Origin of the sequence: Citrobacter sp. C1 (genome assembly GCF_014596895.2) — a bacterium.
Taxonomy (GTDB): Bacteria; Pseudomonadota; Gammaproteobacteria; order Enterobacterales; family Enterobacteriaceae; genus Citrobacter; species Citrobacter gillenii.
Map to the genome: position 1 here is coordinate 192,675 of NZ_CP115035.1, position 17,605 is coordinate 210,279.

Sequence of the window (17,605 nt, forward strand, 5' to 3'; positions counted from 1 at the left end):
CCCCGAAAAGGAATTACGTGTATAGCCAGGCTGTTGTGCCTTGATTCTCAACGGCTTGAACCGATCTGCATCGGTTCAAGCCGTAATAGTCAGAATGTTGCCTTTCTGATGGCGTGTTCAAGGTCGTTAATAATATCTTCTGGATCTTCAAGACCAACAGAAAGACGGATAAGTCCGTCGGTAATACCTGCTTTAAGCCGTTCCTCTGGCGCAACGGGCGAATGTGTCATAGACGCTGGGTGCTGAATGAGGGTTTCGGTGTCACCGAGACTGACCGCGAGGAGGCACAATTCTACAGAATTGATCATCCGTCTGCCAGCCTCGAGGCCGCCGGCGATTTCGAAGCTGATAATTCCTCCCGGCAGGCTCATCTGACGTTTACCCAGCTCATACTGCGGATGTGAAGGCAAGCCAGGGTAATACACGCGGGTAATGGCCGGATGCCCTTCCAGGAAGCGGGCAATTTTTAACGCGTTTTCACAATGGCGCTCCATTCGGATGCCCAGTGTTTTCACGCCGCGTAGCGTCAGCCAGGCGTTGAACGGACTCATGCAGCCGCCGGTGATATCTTTCAGCCCGACGAACCGTGCCTGGTCGATAAATTCCTGCTTGCCAACAATCACACCGCCAATCACGTCCCCGTGGCCGTTGATGTACTTGGTCACGCTGTGCACCACGATGTCGGCACCTAACAGCAAAGGTTGCTGGCAGTAGGGCGACATAAAGGTGTTATCCACGACCAGCAATGCGCCTTGCTGATGGGCGATCCCGGCGACCGTTTCAATATCAACCAGCGAGAGCGTTGGGTTTGCTGGTGTTTCGATATACACCACTTTGGTTTCCGGGCGCATGGCCGCGCGGATTTCTTCCGGCTTGGCGGCGTCGACGAAGCTGACGTTAATGCCGAACTTCGGCAGGCTGTGTGACAGAAAAGCGTGAGTGCAGCCGTAAATGGCACTGGCGGAAACGATATGGTCGCCCTGCTGGCAAAGGGTCAGCAACGAGGTGGTGATGGCTGAAATACCGGATGCAGTTGCCAGCGCGGCATCGCCTCTTTCCAGCACAGCCAGCTTTTTCTCCAGCGCGTCGGTGGTGGGGTTTCCAAGGCGCGTATAGATGTAGCCGGGTTCTTCAAGCGCAAAGCGGGCGGCGCCCTGTTCGGCACTGTCAAAAACGAAGGTTGACGTCTGGAAAATAGGCGTACTGAGCGCGCCAGTGGAAGGGTCGGGTTGTTGGCCCGCATGAACGATCTGGGTATTGAATCCGTAAGCACGACAGTCAGACATGATATCTCCTTTGATTCGGAACAGAACAGCTCACAGTCAAATAGCAATCGCTGTGCCAGAACATGAATTTATAGATATCAATGTGTTAGTAATTTAATCATTTGAGATGCCGTCAGGAAAGTTGCCAGCTGGCAAATAACTTTCCAGTTACGGCGAGATAAACGTGAATGCGAGGCTTCATGCAGACGCGGTACTGGCGAAGTGGTTGGGGTGATGTGTTACCGCAGAATCATCGATAAACCGGGCTTGTCCGGTGAGGCGTAATCTTGCGGCCTTTTTCGCCTTTCTGTCGGTAACTTTCCACGCCAGGCGTCAAACCTGCGGCGAAAATACGCGATGGGAACTTTTCAGATAGCGCCTCTCTTAATAACGCTATGATCGGGTATACTCTGACGGCAGTTTTATTTATCCATGGAGAGTCAGTTTGCGTGTCAGTCGCTCGTTAACAATTAAGCAGATGGCGATGGTTGCGGCCGTAGTCATGGTGTTTGTTTTTATTTTTTGCACCGTTTTGCTGTTTCATTTGGTACAGCAGAACCGCTATAACACGGCTACGCAACTGGAAAGTATCGCCCGCTCTGTACGTGAGCCCCTGTCGGCCACCATTCTGAAAGGGGATATCCCCGAAGCGGAGACGATTTTACGGCGAATTCAGCCCGCGGGCGTGGTCAGCCGCGCCGATGTGGTACTGCCGAATCAGTTTCAGGCTTTACGGATGAGCTTTATTCCCGAACGTTCGGTCCCGGTAACGGTGACGCGTCTGTTCGAACTACCGGTGCAGATCTCGCTGCCGGTCTATTCTCTGGAGCGTTCTGCCAACCCACAGCCGCTGGCCTATCTGGTGCTGCAGGCAGATTCGTACCGTATGTACAAATTCGTGATGAGCACGCTCTCAACGTTAGTGACCATTTACTTACTTTTATCCCTGGTCCTGACGGTGGCGATCTCCTGGTGTATTAACCGCTTGATTGTGCATCCGTTACGTAAAATAGCCCGAGAACTGAATGAGATCCCTCAGCAGGCGTTAATGGGCTACCAACTGGCGCTGCCGCGCCTGCATCAGGATGATGAGATTGGCATGCTGGTGCGCAGCTACAACCTGAACCAGCAGTTGGTGCAGCGCCGCAGCGAAGAGTTGAGCGACTATTCAATGCGTTTTCCGGTCTCCGAACTGCCCAACAAAACGTTTTTAATGGGGCTGCTGGAGCAGGTTGTATCCCGTAAGCAGACCACAGCACTGATGATTGTCACCTGCGAAACGTTGCGGGATACCGCAGGCGTGCTGAGCGAAACTCAGCGGGAAATCCTGCTGCTGACGGTTGTCGAAAAACTCAAGTCGGTACTGGCGCCCAGAATGGTGCTTACCCAGGTAAGTGGCTACGATTTTGCCATTATTGCGCATGGTGTGAAGGAACCCTGGCATGCCATCACATTAGGTCAGCAAGTACTCACTATCATTAATGAGCGTTTGCCTATCCACGGCATCCAACTGCGCCCCAACTGCAATATTGGGGTCGCGATGTTTTATGGCGACTTAACCGCAGAGCAGCTTTACAGCCGTGCGCTCTCTGCGGCACTCACCTCACGCCGGAAGGGTAAAAACCAGATTCAGTTCTTTGACCCGCAGCAAATGGAAGAAGCTCAGCAGCGTTTGACGGAAGAGAACGACATTCTTACCGCGCTGGACAACCAGCACTTTGCGCTGTGGATGCAGCCGCAGGTAGAAATTGCCAGCGGCAAAATACTGAGTGCGGAAGCGCTGTTACGGATGCAGCAGCCGGATGGAAGCTGGGAACTGCCGGAAGGGTTAATCGACAGGATTGAATCCTGTGGTCTGATGGTAACTGTCGGGTACTGGGTGCTGGAAGAGTCCTGCCGCCAGCTTGCTGCCTGGCAGGAGCGCGGTCTGATGCTTCCACTATCGGTCAATCTTTCTGCACTGCAGTTAATGCACCCGAATATGGTGTCAGACCTGCTGGAACTACTAAACCGGTATCGTGTGAAGCCCGGCACGCTGATTCTCGAAGTGACCGAAAGCAGACATATCGATGATCCCAACGCGGCCGTTGCCATTTTGCGCCCGCTGCGTAATGCAGGTGTGCGAATCGCGTTGGATGACTTTGGTATGGGCTACGCCGGTTTACGCCAGCTACAGCATATGAAGTCGCTGCCGGTGGATGTGCTCAAAATCGATAAGATGTTTGTCGACGGCGTGCCTGAGGATTGCAGCATGATCACGGCGATTATTCAGCTGGCGCACAGCCTCGATTTACAGATGATTGCCGAAGGTGTCGAAACCGAAGCCCAACGCGCGTGGTTAGAGCAGGCGGGCGTGGAAGTGGCGCAGGGGTTCTTATTTGCCCGTCCCGTTCCGGCAGATATCTTCGAAGAACGTTATTTAACGCAGTAATGGGCTGATTACAAAACTTAAAAAAGGGTGCGCTTGTGCGAGCCAGCTCAAAATTTTTAACATTTTTGTATCAATTATGATCTTTGTACATTTCTGTCATGTTGTGTGGGTGTTACTTTAGGGCCGCAGGTTAAATAAAACCTTACAAGACCTGTGGTTTTTACTTTAAGGACACCCTATGAAAACCTCAATATTCAAAAGCCTTTACTTTCAGGTCCTGACAGCGATTGCCATCGGTATTCTCCTTGGCCATTACTACCCTGAATTGGGCGCCCAAATGAAACCGCTTGGCGACGCGTTCGTTAAGCTCATTAAGATGGTCATCGCTCCCGTCATCTTCTGTACTGTCGTTACCGGCATTGCAGGCATGGAAAGTATGAAAGCAGTTGGCCGCACGGGTGCGGTTGCACTGCTTTATTTTGAAGTAGTCAGTACGATTGCGCTGATCATCGGTCTTATCATTGTCAACGTGGTGCAACCCGGTGCCGGGATGAACGTTGATCCGGCCACGCTGGATGCCAAAGCTGTCGCGATTTACGCTGAGCAGGCAAAAGACCAGGGGATTGTGGGCTTCCTGATGGATATTATCCCAGGTAGCGTCATTGGCGCGTTCGCCAGCGGCAACATCCTGCAGGTATTGCTGTTCGCGGTGATGTTTGGTTTCGCGCTGCACCGTCTGGGCAGCAAAGGCCAAATGATTTTCAACGTGATTGAAAGCTTCTCGCAGGTCATTTTCGGCATCATCAACATGATCATGCGCCTGGCGCCAATCGGTGCTTTCGGGGCCATGGCCTTTACCATCGGTAAATATGGCGTCGGTACGCTGGTACAGCTGGGGCAGTTGATTATCTGCTTCTACATCACCTGTATTCTGTTTGTGGTGGTGGTGCTGGGGTCTATTGCTCGTGCAACCGGCTTTAGCATCTTCAAGTTCATCCGCTATATCCGTGAAGAATTGCTGATCGTTCTGGGGACATCATCTTCCGAGTCCGCGCTGCCGCGTATGCTTGATAAGATGGAAAAACTGGGCTGCCGGAAGTCGGTGGTCGGGCTGGTTATCCCTACCGGTTACTCGTTTAACCTTGATGGGACCTCGATCTATCTGACGATGGCGGCGGTGTTTATCGCTCAGGCCACGAACAGTCATATGGATATATTCCATCAGATAACCTTGTTGGTGGTGCTGCTGCTCTCCTCGAAAGGGGCTGCGGGTGTCACCGGAAGTGGCTTCATTGTCCTGGCGGCGACGATCTCCGCTGTGGGCCATTTACCGATTGCCGGTCTGGCGTTGATTCTCGGTATTGACCGCTTTATGTCTGAAGCCCGTGCGCTGACCAACCTGATTGGTAACGGTGTGGCCACGGTCGTTGTGGCTAAGTGGGTGAAAGAATTGGATACCAAAAAGCTGGATGACACGCTGAATAACCGTGCGCAGGATGGCAAAACGCACGATTTATCCTCTTAATCTCGTCACTTCTGCCCGTAGTCCCTTGTAGGGCTACGGGCTCCTGCGCATAATTACCCCCTGTACCTGAAGCCGTCGATCCGATGGCTTCGGGATTTTTTCACTTCTTCCGTGACATTTTTATGTTTTCGCGGTCTAACACGAAGTGTTTTAACGTCATATTCAGAGAGTCCTGTTCAGGGCTGTCTTTTTATTACCAGGATTGTTGATCAGGGGTTCACATGCAGGGCACAAAAATTCGACTTTTAGCGGGCAGCTTGCTGATGATGGCCTCTGCCGGCTATGTGCAGGCAGATGCGCTCCAGCCTGACCCGGCGTGGCAACAGGGTACGCTGGCAAACGGTTTACAGTGGCAAGTATTAGCCACCCCCCAGCGCCCCAGCGACCGTATCGAGGTTCGCCTGCTGGTTAATACCGGTTCACTCACCGAAAATACACAACAGAGTGGTTTCAGCCATGCGATCCCGCGTATCGCGCTGACGCAAAGCGGTGGCCTTGATGCCACGCAAGCCCGTTCACTGTGGCAGCAGGGGTTCGATCCCAAGCGTCCCATGCCGCCTGTTATCGTTTCCTATGATTCCACACTGTATAACCTCAGCTTGCCCAACAGCCGTAACGACCTGCTGAAAGAGTCGCTCTCTTATCTGGCGACTATCTCCGGCAAACTGACCATCACGCCAGAAACCATCAACCATGCGCTGAGTAGCGAAGATATGGTGACAACCTGGCCGGTGGACACCAAAGAAGGCTGGTGGCGCTACCGACTGAAAGGATCAACGCTGCTGGGACACGATCCTGCCGATCCGCTGAAAACCCCGGTCGATGCTGAGAAAATCCAGTCGTTCTACCAGAAATGGTATACCCCGGATGCCATGACGCTGATTATCGTCGGCAACGTTGACGCACGTAACGTGGCAGAGCAAATCAACAAAACCTTCGGCGAATTAAAAGGTAAACGTGAGACTCCGGCACCGGTGCCGACACTTTCTCCGCTACGCGCTGAAGCGGTGAGCATTATGACCGATGCGGTACGCCAGGATCGCCTCTCCATCATGTGGGATACGCCGTGGCAACCGATTCGTGAATCTGCCGCGCTGTTGCGCTACTGGCGTGCTGATTTAGCCCGTGAAGCGCTGTTCTGGCACATTCAGCAGACGCTTACTAAAAACAATGCGAAAGATATCGGCCTCGGCTTTGACTGTCGGGTGTTGTTCCTGCGTGCGCAGTGCGCCATTAACGTTGAGTCACCGAATGATAAGCTGAATGCGAATCTGGGTACGGTGGCGCGTGAGTTGGCGAAAGTGCGTGATAAGGGGCTGCCAGAAGATGAATTTAACGCGCTGGTGGCACAAAAAAATCTGGAACTGCAGAAGCTGTTTGCCACCTATGGCCGAACCGATACCGATATCTTAATTAGCCAGCGCCTGCGCTCGCTGCAAAATCAGGTGGTGGATATTGCGCCGGAACAGTACCAGCGTTTACGCCAGAACTTCCTCAATGGCCTGACCGTAGAAATGTTGAATCAGGACCTGCGCCAGCAACTGTCGCAAGAAATGGCACTCATTCTGCTGCAGCCGAAGGGTGAGCCGGAATTCAATATGAAGGATCTGCAGGCGACGTGGGATGCCATCATGGCGCCGGTGGCCGCTGCGGCAGCGTCGGTTGAAACCGATGAGTCGCATCCTGAAGTGACGGATATTCCGCCAGTACAGTAGAGGGTATCGTAACCTGTAGGCCGGGCAAGCGAAGCGCCCCCGGCGTACCCAATGCCGGATGCGGCGTTAACGCCTTATCCGGCCTACAAGAACAATAAGTTACTGCGGCATTGCGTCGCGGGGAATAATCGCCCCGCGATGCTGAATCACCGTGCTGGCCGTCAGATGACCGCGTTTGGCGGCTTCTGCGGCATCACCACCGGTTAAGCGTACGGCCAGATACCCGGCGCTGAACGAGTCGCCTGCGGCAGTGGTATCAATCACTTTCTCTTTCGGCAGTTTTACCGCCGGTACATCAATGAGCTCTTCGCCATTGATAGACACCAGGCACGAGTCTGCGCCGCGTTTCACCACTACCTCTTGCACACCGGCCGCGTGGGTACGGGCAATGACCTCAGCAACGGGTTTTTCACCCCACAGCGCGTCTTCATCATCCAGCGTCAGGAACGCGATATTGGTGCACTCCAGCATCTGCTGATACACCTGCTGCGTCTCTTCTTTACTGCTCCACAAGCGCGGGCGGTAGTTGTTGTCAAAAATGACTTTTCCGCCGTTGGCGCGGCATTCGCGCAGCAGTGACAGCAGTTTCTCGCGGCTGGTCGGGCTTAAGATCGCCAAGCTTATACCGCTCAGGTACAGGTAGTCGAACGTCGCCAGCTCTTCGCAAATGGCGGCGGATTGTTCACTCTCCAGCCAGAATTTTGCCGCGGCTTCATTACGCCAGTAATAGAAGGTACGTTCGCCGGTGCTGTCTGTTTCAATGTAATAGAGACCCGGAAGGCGATTGTCCATGCGTTGCGTTAATGAGGTATCGACGTTTTCGCCATGCCAGGATTCCAGCATCTGTTGGCTGAAACTGTCCGTGCCCAGCGCCGTGACATAGTGTACAGAAAGGGCCGCAGAATCGACCTGACGGGCGATATAAACGGATGTATTCAACGTGTCGCCACCGAAACCGCGCTGAACGTCTGCGCCTTTCTGTGACAGTTCAATCATGCATTCGCCAATCACGGCAATCTTGCTGGACATAGTCGTAACCTGCTCTGAAAAAAATTAACGGTAGTGTGCGCTGTGGGTGTTAAGTGGTCAACTATATTAAAACATCGTTCCATTAATTTTTTGAGCCAACGCGTATTCTGCGCAATTTTTTTGCTGCCTGGTTTTTATTTTGCGATGTGCTGAACGTAAAGTTCTGCGCCCGAGCGCCGATAACCTTTGACGAGTCCGGTCAGTCACACTCTTATTTACAGGACATCTCAGATGATAAAGCAGGTTACCCAGCAGCTAATTACGCCTGATGCGAGTATCGAGAGCTTGCTGGAGAGACGCTATTGGCTGCAGTGCGAGCGTGCTTACACCTACCAGCCGATTTACCAGACCAATGGGCGGCTGATGGCCGTTGAACTGCTGACAGTAGTGAGCCATCCTGACAATCCTGCCCAGCGTCTTGCGCCGGACCGCTATTTTGCCGAAATAGCCGTACGTCATCGTATTGACGTGGTGAAAGAGCAGCTTCTGCAACTCCAACTGAAAAGCGACTTTTTCAGAGCCCACGACCTGCTGGCGTCGGTGAACGTCGATGGCCCGACGCTGCTGGCGATGCGCCAGGATCCCGACATACTGAAAATCATTGAATGCCTGCCGTGGCTGCGCTTTGAACTGGTGGAGCATATTCGTTTACCGAAGGGAGCGTCATTTGCCTCAATGTGCGAGTTTGGTCCGCTTTGGCTGGATGACTTTGGCACCGGGATGGCGAATTTCTCCGCTCTGAGCGAAGTCAGCTATGACTACATTAAGGTAGCGCGGGATCTGTTTATTATGCTGCGCCAGACGCCGGAAGGCCGCAACCTGTTCACACTGCTGCTGCAGTTGATGAACCGTTATTGCCGCGGTGTGATTGTTGAAGGTGTGGAAACACTGGAAGAGTGGCGCGACGTGCAAAACTCACCGGCGTTCGCTGCGCAGGGCTATTTTCTCTCGCGTCCGGCTCCCCTGAATACCCTTGAAGAGGTGATATTGTCGCTGTGATGTTGGCGTCATCGGCCTCCTTTTAACCCTGCTGGACTATCTTTAGAACAGGCAAGGAAGAAAGTGAGGAGGTAAAAGATGACGAAAGCAGGCAAAATAGCCACAGCGGTAACAGGGGTTTTCTTGTTGTTGATCGTCGTACTCATCATCGTGATTGCGACATTTGACTGGAACCGGCTCAAACCGACCATCAACCAGAAAGTCTCTACTGAGCTCAACCGACCGTTCGCGATACGCGGTGATTTGGGCGTCGTCTGGGAACGCCAGAAGCAGGAAACCGGCTGGCGAAGCTGGGTTCCGTGGCCGCACATTCATGCGGAGGATATTATCCTCGGCAACCCGCCGGATATCCCTGACATCACCATGGTGCATCTCCCGCGCGTTGAAGCCACGCTCGCGCCGCTGGCGTTGCTGACCAAAACCGTCTGGCTACCGTGGATTAAGCTGGTGAAACCGGACGCGCGGCTTATTCGCCTGTCGGAGAAAAACAACAACTGGACCTTTACCCTCGCGGGGAGTGAAAACCCCGATCCCAACACCCCGCCTTCAGCCTGGTCATTTCGACTCGATAATATTTTGTTCGATCAAGGACGTATCGCCATCAACGATAAGATCACCCAATCGGAGATTGAAATCGTCGTTGATCCGCTGGGCAAACCGTTGCCCTTTAGCGAAGTGACGGGAACGAAAAGCACAGAAAAGCGTGCCAACGTTGGCGATTACGTTTTCGGCCTGAAGGCACAGGGGCGGTATCGCGGTGAACCGCTAACCGGCAGTGGAAAAATCGGTGGAATGCTGGCGTTACGCGGCGAAGGCACACCGTTCCCGGTGCAGGCCGATTTCCGTTCAGCTAATACGCGGGTGGCCTTTGTCGGTGCGGTAAATGACCCGATGAATATGGGCGGCGTCGATCTTCAGTTGAAATTCTCCGGTGATTCGCTCGGGGATTTGTACGATTTGACCGGCGTTCTGCTGCCGGATACTCCCCCCTTTGAAACTGACGGGCGGCTGGTGGCCAAAATAGGCAGTGAGAAATCTGCCGTATTTAGTTATCGCGACTTTAATGGCCGCATCGGCGACAGTGATATTCACGGCACGCTGGCTTACACCACCGGCCAGCCGCGCCCGAAACTGGAAGGCGACGTTGAGTCGCGCCAGCTGCGGCTGGCGGATTTAGGGCCGCTGATTGGCGTGGATTCCGGTAAAGGTGCACAACGCGCCAAACAATCTGAACAGCGTAAAGGCGAGAAGAGCGTTCAGCCCGCGGATAAAGTCTTGCCGTACGACCGTTTCGAAACCGATAAATGGAACGTGATGGATGCCGATGTGCGCTTCAAGGGACGGCGTATTGAGCACGGCAGCAGCCTGCCGGTAAGCGATCTCTCCGCCCATATCATCCTGAACAATGCCGACCTGCAACTGCAGCCGCTGAAATTTGGTCTGGCGGGAGGCAGCATCGTCTCTCGCATTCATCTGGAAGGGGATAAAAAGCCGATGCAGGGCCGGGCGACTATTCAGGCGCGTCGTCTGAAGCTGAAAGAGCTGATGCCGGATGTGGAACTGATGCAGAAAACGCTCGGTGAAATGAATGGTGATGCCGAATTTCGCGGGAGCGGGAATTCGGTGGCTGCGCTGCTCGGAAACAGTAATGGCAACCTGAAGTTGTTGATGAACGATGGGTTGATCAGTCGAAACCTGATGGAAATAGTGGGGCTGAATTTGGGCAACTATATCGTCGGACAGATATTTGGTGATGACGAAGTGCGAGTGAACTGTGCGGCAGCGAATCTGGATATCGTCAATGGCGTTGCGCGCCCGCAAATTTTTGCTTTTGATACCGAAAATGCGGTTATCAATGTTACCGGAACAGCGAGTTTTGCCTCTGAACAGCTGGATTTAACCGTCGATCCGGAGAGTAAAGGCATTCGTATTATTACGCTGCGCTCACCGCTGTATGTTCGCGGGACATTCAAAAATCCGCAGGCCGGAGTGAAAGCAGGGCCGTTGATTGCGCGTGGGGCCGTCGCCGCGGCACTGGCAACGCTCGTCACACCGGCTGCCGCCCTGCTGGCACTGATCTCACCGTCAGAAGGTGAGGCTAATCAGTGCCGGACGATTTTGTCGCAAATGAAGAAGTGATGTCTGGCCGGATGTTTACCCGGCCTGGATTTCATGCTCAACGTAGGCCGGATAAGGTGGTTACACCGCCATCCGGCAAAAGAATCACAACGACTGATGACGCGTCTCGTGGATTAACAGCAGCGCGATCAGCGTTAATGCGGCCATCGAGGCCAGATAAATCCCGACGGCCGGCAAACCATAGTTACCTTGCAACCATGCCGCGATGTAGGGGGCCACGGACGCGCCGAGAATCGATGAAACGTTATACGAGAACGACGCGCCCGTGTAGCGCACCTCGGTCGGGAACAGCTCCGGCAGCAGCGCGCCCATCGGGCCGAATGTCAGCCCCATCAGGCTCAGCCCCAGCAGCAGGAAGACAAAGACCAGCGCCGGATTGCCAGAACCCAGCAGCGGTTTAAAGGCGAACAGGGCGAACAGAATGATAAGCGTGGTGATGATGAGCATGCTCTTGCGACGACCAAACGCGTCGGCCAGCAGTCCGGCAACCGGGACCATCACGCCAAAGCCAATCACCGCCATCATCAGCATCCACAGGACTTCATTACGCGGTAAACCAAGGCCCGCAGGGGCGGCGGCGGTACTGAAGGTCATTGAGTAAACGGTCATGATATAGAACAGCGTATAGGTCGCCAGCATGATAAACGTGCCGAGGATCGTGACGCGAACATGTTTTGTCAGCAGGGTTCCCAGCGGGATCTTGACCTGCTTTTTCGCTGCCGCGACTTTTGCGAACACCGGGGATTCATGCAGTGAGACGCGAACGTACAGACCGATAATCACCAGTACCGCAGAGGCTATAAACGGTACACGCCAGCCCCAACTCATAAACTGCTCATCGGTCAGCAGCCAGGAGAGCAGCAGAAACGTGCCGTTGGCAAAGAAGAAGCCGATCGGTGCGCCCAACTGCGGGAAGGACCCATAGAGCGCCCGTTTGCGCGGTGGGGCATTTTCTGTGGCCAGCAATGCAGCACCGCCCCATTCACCGCCAAGACCCAATCCCTGACCAAAACGCGCCAGTGCCAGCAGGATCGGGGCGAAAATCCCAATCGACGCATAACCCGGCAACAAGCCGATAATCACCGTCGAGATCCCCATGGTCAGCAGCGAAGCAACCAGCGTGACCTTACGCCCGACGCGGTCGCCGAAATGTCCGAACACCGCCGAGCCGATCGGCCGCGCCACAAAGGCGATAGCAAAGGTGGCGAGAGACTGCAGCGTGGCCGCCGCCGGGTCGCCCTGCGGGAAGAAGATATGGGGGAAAACGATCACCGCGGCGGTCGCGTAAATATAGAAGTCGAAGAACTCAATGGCGGTACCGATGAGTGAGGCGACGACGACTTTATTGCGCGAATTGACCGGGGCGTGTTCCTGTTCGTTGTCGAGCGTTGTGGCGGTTGCTTGCATAATATTTTCTTATTTTTTGTCGAACGAACGGTCATATTACGCACAGCAAAAGAGACATTTCAATCTGTAACAAACGTTGCGCTTGGTCAAAAATTGGGCAAAAAGGGGATAATGTTTAGGCCGAAGATTTCGCTTCTATGAAATGCTTCACATAATTTAAAACTTGGATGATAAAACTGGTTTTTGGTTAAATAAAAGTTACGGGTTGGATTTATTCACTGAATCAGTGAGAGCGGGCGGCATTATAATTGCCGGATGGCGCTACGCTTATCCGGCCTACAAAACTCACCAGTAGGGCAGATAAGCGTAGCGCCATCCGGCAGTTAACGAAGATTAGCGGTGTGTTTTCCCCGGCATCCGCGGGTCGTCTTTGTATTCTGCGGTGGCTATCCAGGCGGCGCAGAACAGGGTCAAACGGGCGAAGAAGTAGAAGAAAGCCATTAGACCTAATACCGAGCCAAACGCCGCGCCTGACGGGGATTGCACCAGCGACGGCAGCGTGTAAGTCATAATAATTTTGATTGCTTCAAAGCCAAAGGCCGCAATAAAGGTACCGCGAATGAGCGCCTTCTTACGTGGGCGATGACGCGGGAGTCGCCAGAAAATCCAGAAGAACAACAGATAGTTGGCGAAAATAGAGATCGCCAGGCCGATCAGTCGCCAGGCGGGCTTCAGCCAGTCAATACCATCGAGGTACAGGGCCGAGATTATCATCTGCTGGGCGGAACCGGCGATGGAGGTAATTGACAGGGTGACAATCAGCGCAATCAGTAATCCAATCAGCGAGACAAAATCGCGCAGATATTTTACCCAGATTTTCTCCTGATCCTGCGGCGTGCGTTCCCAGACATCACGCGACTGGGCGCGAATGGCCTCGCGCAGGTTTCCCATCCAGTTAACCCCGGAGTAAAGGGCGATACCCAGCCCGACCAGCCCGACGGTGGTACGTTGCTGAACGGCGGTATTGATGGTGTTTTTCAGCGTGGATGCCAGCGTCGGATCGCTGACGTTGGCCAGGATTTTACTGAAGATATCCTGCAATAACGTGGGGTGCGACGCGAGAATAAAACCGGCGGCAGCGAACGATACCATCAGGATAGGGATCATCGACAGGAACGAGAAATAGGTGATTGCCGCACCAAACTGGTTTCCCATCCGGTCATTAAAACGTTCTGCGGCGCGGATAAGGTGGGCGATCATGGGCTGGCGTTGAACGCGTTCCGCCAGAGTCAGGGCTGTTTTCAGCGCCTGATGGGTCTTATTGTTGGTTTCTGTCTGGTCACGCTCTGGTGTGTCAATTTTGGCGATCGGCGCGTGCTCAAGTTCCTGAATGGGGCGTTTTACGTCTTTTTCCTGCGTCATCAGGGCGGTAGTCCTTATTCTGTGCATTCACAGGACAGTATAGCGCGTCAGTCCACATAGTCTTTCATCACGCCGGTCAGCCATTCCATAAACAGATGGACCCGGCGGGAGAGATTACGGCGATGTGGATACAGCAGAGAAACCGGCATCGGTTCGGCGCGATACTGCGGTAAGACTTCAACCAGCGTACCGGCGCGCAATGCCTCACGTACACCCACGCGTGGGACCTGAATGATGCCCAACCCGGCAAGACAGGCCGCATGATAGGTTTCGGTACTGTTCACCGTCAGCATGCCGCCGGTTTTTATCCAGCGGGGCCCGTTGTCGGTCGCTATTTCAAAGCCCTGCGAACGGGTACCCAGATTTACCGCGTAATGCACCACTGCATGCGAGGCCAAATCGTCCAGACTTTCGGGATAACCAAAACGGGCCAGATACTGTGGGCTGGCGCAGTTAATCTGCGTCAATTTCCCCAGCGGGCGGGCAATCAGCCCTGAATCTTTCAGCGCACCCACGCGCACCACGCAGTCGAAACCCTCACGGATTAAATCCACCAGACGGTCGCTGCTGCTGAGTTCTAGCTCAAGTCCTGGATACTGATGCAAAAAGGCAGGCAGGCGGGGCATCACCAGATTTCTGGCCACGCCAACCGGCATATCGACCCGCAGTTTACCGCTGATGCTGGTGGGATCGTGATGAAAAAGTCCGTCCAGCTCATCCAGATTGCTCAACAGATCTTTCGCACGTTCGTAATAGATCATCCCGTCCTGGGTCAGTTGAACGCGGCGGGTGGTGCGATGCAGCAACTGGGTACCCAGATGATTTTCCAGCGCCTGGATTTGTCGCGATACGCTTCCCTTAGGCAGTCCGAGGGTGTCGGCCGCACGCGAAAAACTCTCCAGTTCTGCGACGCGGAGGAACAACTGCATTGCGTGAATTTTATCCATCTCTCTGCCCTATTGTTGTTCCCAAGGAAACAGTAATGCGAAATTCGACATATTTATTGTTTTTCTAACACCTAATAAGCTTTATCTCAATCTTCACAACGCCTGAAATGAGGTTTCTTATGACGCAACGTATTGTATTGGTGACCGGCGGCGGTCGTGGACTGGGGAAAAACGCGGCGCTTAAGCTGGCGAGTAAAGGAATGGGCATCATTCTGACGTGGAACAGCAATGAAAAAGAAGCTCAACAGGTGGTGGATGATATTCGCCAACTTGGCGGCAAAGCAGCAGCATTGCCGCTGAATGTCGGCGATATTTCAACGTTTCCGCGCTTTGTTGAACAAATGCAGGAGACGCTGCAAACCCAGTGGCAATGTACGATGTTTGATTATTTATTGAACAACGCCGGAATCGGCATAACTGCGCCATATTCTGCCTTCACCGAAGCGCAGTTTGACCAGCTTTTGAACATCCAGTTTAAAGGGCCTTTTTTCCTGACACAGAGCCTGTTGCCGCTGATAAACCAAGGGGGCAGGATCCTCAATGTGTCGACCGGGCTGTCGCGTTTTGCCCTGCCAGGCTACAGCGCCTATGCCGCCATGAAAGGCGCGATGGAAGTGCTGACCCGCTATCAGGCAAAAGAGTTGGGGGAGCGCGGTATTACGGCGAACATTATTGCGCCCGGCGCGATTGAAACCGATTTTGGCGGCGGGAACGTGCGGGACAATGCGCAGCTGAATGCATATATTGCCTCGCAAACCGCATTGGGACGTGTCGGGATGCCGGATGATATTGGTGATGCCATCGCTGCGTTGCTTAGTGATGACCTGGCGTGGATGACCGCGCAGCGCATTGAGGTCTCTGGCGGGATGTTCCTGTAAACCCGTCCCGTGCTTATTCGGTCACTGACTCTGATTAAATAAGCACTTCATGCTACATTATTTTTTGTAACATATTTCCCTGATATGCCATGTTCCTTATTTTTGGTGAAAAACATAGACTCTGATTAATTAATATTATTTGGCGAGAGGTGTGCGCTAATAATAAGGAATTCCTTAATTCAGAGTCTTTTTATGACCTCTTTATGTAATCCTTTTGTTTGAGCTGTAACTATTCATAACTTCTGCTTCTCTCTTCTTCTTTCATCGGTAGAATGGCCCCTGCCAAATGGTGAGTTCTTATTTTACCCCATGGGTAATACCCTTCCGCGTGTTAAGGCCAATATCTTATTCAGACGGAGAGAAATAATGCAGGTAATAATGTTTGACAGGCAGTCAATATTTATTCATGGAATGAATGTCAGTTTACAAGAAAATCTTCCAGGAGTGGATGTTCAGGGTGTCAGTCAGGCAGATGACCTTTGGCAAAAGCTGGAAGATAATCCCAATGCGTTGGTTATGCTTGATGGCGATCTTGGCAGTGAGTTTTGCCGTGAACTGCTCCAACAACTCGCGCAACGCTATGCGACAGTAAAAGTACTGATCACCGCCACAGATTGCCGTAAAAAATGGCTGCAGGAGGTGACACAGTTAAACGTGCTGGCCATTGTGCCGCGCGACGCTGACGCAGAAACATTCGCGCTGGCGCTCAATAGCGTGGCAATGGGCATGATGTTTTATCCCAGAGATTGCTTAACGCCAACCACGTGCGGTAGCCAAAATATAAAAGCACTAAGTTCGCGTCAGCGCGAGATCTTGACCATGCTGGCTGCAGGGGAGTCCAATAAACAAATTGGTCGCCTGTTAAATATCAGCACCGGGACGGTAAAAGCGCATCTGGAGTCGCTGTATCAGCGTCTGGAGGTAAAAAACCGTACCCAGGCGGCGATGATGTTAAACGAAGTACATTAATCAACGCTTATTTCACAGTCAGATCGTCTCTGGCTGTGAAATATGAGCAGGCCACATTTCTGATGCGCAAAACCGGGTTATCCCCACGCTAAACATCCACGCAATTAATGCTTCCAGCTGAAACAGATCGTTCAGTTGCGGCAGTTTCGCCTGGATTAATTCCTCGCAGGCGTAGAGATCCATGAGCAGCAGCGTTTCTGCCTGTGCTACTGAAATTTGGCTCGTGAAGGTTTCACCTACGGTGATTTCATGCCCGTAGCCAATGACCCAGACCCCGCGTTCATCCTGATATTTTTCCAGCGACAATCCCTGTCCTTGTTTAATAAAGGCGATACAGGCGGGCGTAAAATGTGATGAATGGCGGTACATACTGATTTCTCTGCAAAGAGAACCATTCTAGAGCAAACCTTCCGTTATGGTACCTGCCATACAGCCCGTTTTTTCAGTAAGACGCCTTATGACGCGCGGAGCGGATATTCGTGCTTTAACAGGCCGAAAATCCAGTCATCGTGCCAGGTTTGATGCAGCCAATAGCTTTCGCGCAGTGTACCTTCGAGAATAAATCCCGTCTTTTCCAGCAGACGTCGAGACGCATAATTGCCGGCGGTGACGCAGGCCGTCATACGGTGTAGCCCGCCGGTTGTAAACGCGAAATCACACACGGCATGCAAAGACTCCGCGCCATAGCCTTTACCTTGCGCTTCGGGCGCGAGCAGAAACCCCACTTCGGCACACTCATTATTTTCGTGAACATATCCGGTGACGCCGAGCGGCGTTCCCGAGTCGTTATCGCACATGACGAGGCATAGCCAGTGTGGGCTTCCGGGAGACCATTCGGCTAAACGCGAGTCGAATATTGTCCGTACGTCTTGTTCAGAGCGCGCATCAGAGACATAGTGCATTACGCCAGGATCCTGCTGTAATGCTAAGAAAAAATCCCAATCAGACGCCGTCAGCGGGCGGCAGGTCAGTCGTGGTGTTTTTAACACGGGCACAGGC

General features: G+C 53.2%; 14 protein-coding genes. 7 read left to right on the forward strand and 7 right to left on the reverse strand.

Translation table 11 applies throughout. The features are described 5' to 3' along the window. Positions 1–89: 89 nt before the first annotated feature. Positions 90–1,286, reverse strand: coding sequence for a methionine gamma-lyase (gene megL, locus IB214_RS00935; protein ID WP_096759168.1), 1,197 nt, complete (start codon positions 1,284–1,286; stop codon positions 90–92). A gap of 424 nt (positions 1,287–1,710) precedes the next feature. On the opposite strand from megL, the gene hmsP reads away from it, so the two are divergent. The 3 genes from hmsP (at position 1,711) to IB214_RS00950 (ending at position 6,876) form a co-directional block, all read left to right on the forward strand. Continuing rightward, the gene (gene hmsP, locus IB214_RS00940) at positions 1,711–3,696 is read left to right on the forward strand and encodes a biofilm formation regulator HmsP (RefSeq protein ID WP_096759169.1); all 1,986 of its coding nucleotides are present in this window, start codon (positions 1,711–1,713) and stop codon (positions 3,694–3,696) included. A 178-nt stretch (positions 3,697–3,874) separates the two neighbouring features. Then, a complete protein-coding gene (locus IB214_RS00945; RefSeq protein ID WP_115257217.1) occupies positions 3,875–5,161 on the forward strand; it encodes a dicarboxylate/amino acid:cation symporter in 1,287 nt (428 codons plus the stop codon). Positions 5,162–5,382: 221 nt separating this feature from the next. Continuing rightward, on the forward strand, positions 5,383–6,876 hold the full coding sequence (locus IB214_RS00950; protein WP_115257218.1) for a pitrilysin family protein: 1,494 nt from the start codon (positions 5,383–5,385) through the stop codon (positions 6,874–6,876). A 99-nt stretch (positions 6,877–6,975) separates the two neighbouring features. Here the strand turns inward: IB214_RS00950 and IB214_RS00955 are convergent, their stop codons facing one another. Further along, positions 6,976–7,905: a sugar kinase gene (locus IB214_RS00955; protein ID WP_096759172.1), complete on the reverse strand. Its 930-nt coding sequence runs from the start codon at positions 7,903–7,905 to the stop codon at positions 6,976–6,978. A 231-nt stretch (positions 7,906–8,136) separates the two neighbouring features. On the opposite strand from IB214_RS00955, the gene pdeH reads away from it, so the two are divergent. After that, positions 8,137–8,904, forward strand: coding sequence for a cyclic-guanylate-specific phosphodiesterase (gene pdeH / locus IB214_RS00960; protein ID WP_117342509.1), 768 nt, complete (start codon positions 8,137–8,139; stop codon positions 8,902–8,904). A 78-nt stretch (positions 8,905–8,982) separates the two neighbouring features. After that, the gene (locus IB214_RS00965; protein ID WP_117342508.1) at positions 8,983–11,043 is read left to right on the forward strand and encodes an AsmA family protein; all 2,061 of its coding nucleotides are present in this window, start codon (positions 8,983–8,985) and stop codon (positions 11,041–11,043) included. An 84-nt stretch (positions 11,044–11,127) separates the two neighbouring features. Here the strand turns inward: IB214_RS00965 and IB214_RS00970 are convergent, their stop codons facing one another. The 3 genes from IB214_RS00970 to IB214_RS00980 form a co-directional block, all read right to left on the reverse strand. Next, positions 11,128–12,450 carry an MFS transporter gene (locus tag IB214_RS00970; protein WP_117342507.1) on the reverse strand — a complete coding sequence of 441 codons (1,323 nt, stop codon included), beginning with the start codon at positions 12,448–12,450 and terminating at the stop codon, positions 11,128–11,130. Between the two features lie 333 nt (positions 12,451–12,783). Next, positions 12,784–13,812, reverse strand: coding sequence for an inner membrane protein YhjD (gene yhjD / locus IB214_RS00975; protein WP_115257221.1), 1,029 nt, complete (start codon positions 13,810–13,812; stop codon positions 12,784–12,786). Between the two features lie 47 nt (positions 13,813–13,859). Then, positions 13,860–14,759, reverse strand: a complete 900-nt coding sequence (locus IB214_RS00980) for a LysR family transcriptional regulator (protein WP_096759177.1) — start codon at positions 14,757–14,759, stop codon at positions 13,860–13,862. Positions 14,760–14,878: 119 nt separating this feature from the next. Here IB214_RS00980 and IB214_RS00985 point away from each other — a divergent pair, with 119 nt between their 5' ends. Then, complete coding sequence (locus IB214_RS00985) at positions 14,879–15,637, forward strand: SDR family oxidoreductase (RefSeq protein WP_117342506.1); 759 nt, start codon at positions 14,879–14,881, stop codon at positions 15,635–15,637. A gap of 366 nt (positions 15,638–16,003) precedes the next feature. Beyond that, entirely contained in the window at positions 16,004–16,606 is a 603-nt protein-coding gene (locus IB214_RS00990; RefSeq protein WP_117342505.1) for a response regulator transcription factor, read from the forward strand. 18 nt (positions 16,607–16,624) lie between these two features. On the opposite strand, the gene IB214_RS00995 is transcribed toward IB214_RS00990, so the two are convergent. Both IB214_RS00995 and IB214_RS01000 read right to left on the reverse strand, forming a co-directional pair. Then, complete coding sequence (locus IB214_RS00995) at positions 16,625–16,975, reverse strand: lysozyme (RefSeq protein WP_117342504.1); 351 nt, start codon at positions 16,973–16,975, stop codon at positions 16,625–16,627. A gap of 86 nt (positions 16,976–17,061) precedes the next feature. Beyond that, on the reverse strand, positions 17,062–17,601 hold the full coding sequence (locus IB214_RS01000; RefSeq protein ID WP_117342615.1) for a GNAT family protein: 540 nt from the start codon (positions 17,599–17,601) through the stop codon (positions 17,062–17,064). Positions 17,602–17,605: the final 4 nt, after the last annotated feature.

Bases quoted from the DNA above. Each gene is read 5' to 3' on its own strand.
- megL (WP_096759168.1), bottom strand. From the start codon at position 1,286: ATGTCTGACTGTCGTGCTTACGGATTCAATACCCAGATCGTTCATGCG.
- IB214_RS00945 (WP_115257217.1), top strand. From the start codon at position 3,875: ATGAAAACCTCAATATTCAAAAGCCTTTACTTTCAGGTCCTGACAGCG.
- IB214_RS00950 (WP_115257218.1), top strand. From the start codon at position 5,383: ATGCAGGGCACAAAAATTCGACTTTTAGCGGGCAGCTTGCTGATGATG.
- IB214_RS00955 (WP_096759172.1), bottom strand. From the start codon at position 7,905: ATGTCCAGCAAGATTGCCGTGATTGGCGAATGCATGATTGAACTGTCA.
- pdeH (WP_117342509.1), top strand. From the start codon at position 8,137: ATGATAAAGCAGGTTACCCAGCAGCTAATTACGCCTGATGCGAGTATC.
- IB214_RS00965 (WP_117342508.1), top strand. From the start codon at position 8,983: ATGACGAAAGCAGGCAAAATAGCCACAGCGGTAACAGGGGTTTTCTTG.
- IB214_RS00970 (WP_117342507.1), bottom strand. From the start codon at position 12,450: ATGCAAGCAACCGCCACAACGCTCGACAACGAACAGGAACACGCCCCG.
- yhjD (WP_115257221.1), bottom strand. From the start codon at position 13,812: ATGACGCAGGAAAAAGACGTAAAACGCCCCATTCAGGAACTTGAGCAC.
- IB214_RS00980 (WP_096759177.1), bottom strand. From the start codon at position 14,759: ATGGATAAAATTCACGCAATGCAGTTGTTCCTCCGCGTCGCAGAACTG.
- IB214_RS00985 (WP_117342506.1), top strand. From the start codon at position 14,879: ATGACGCAACGTATTGTATTGGTGACCGGCGGCGGTCGTGGACTGGGG.
- IB214_RS00990 (WP_117342505.1), top strand. From the start codon at position 16,004: ATGCAGGTAATAATGTTTGACAGGCAGTCAATATTTATTCATGGAATG.
- IB214_RS00995 (WP_117342504.1), bottom strand. From the start codon at position 16,975: ATGTACCGCCATTCATCACATTTTACGCCCGCCTGTATCGCCTTTATT.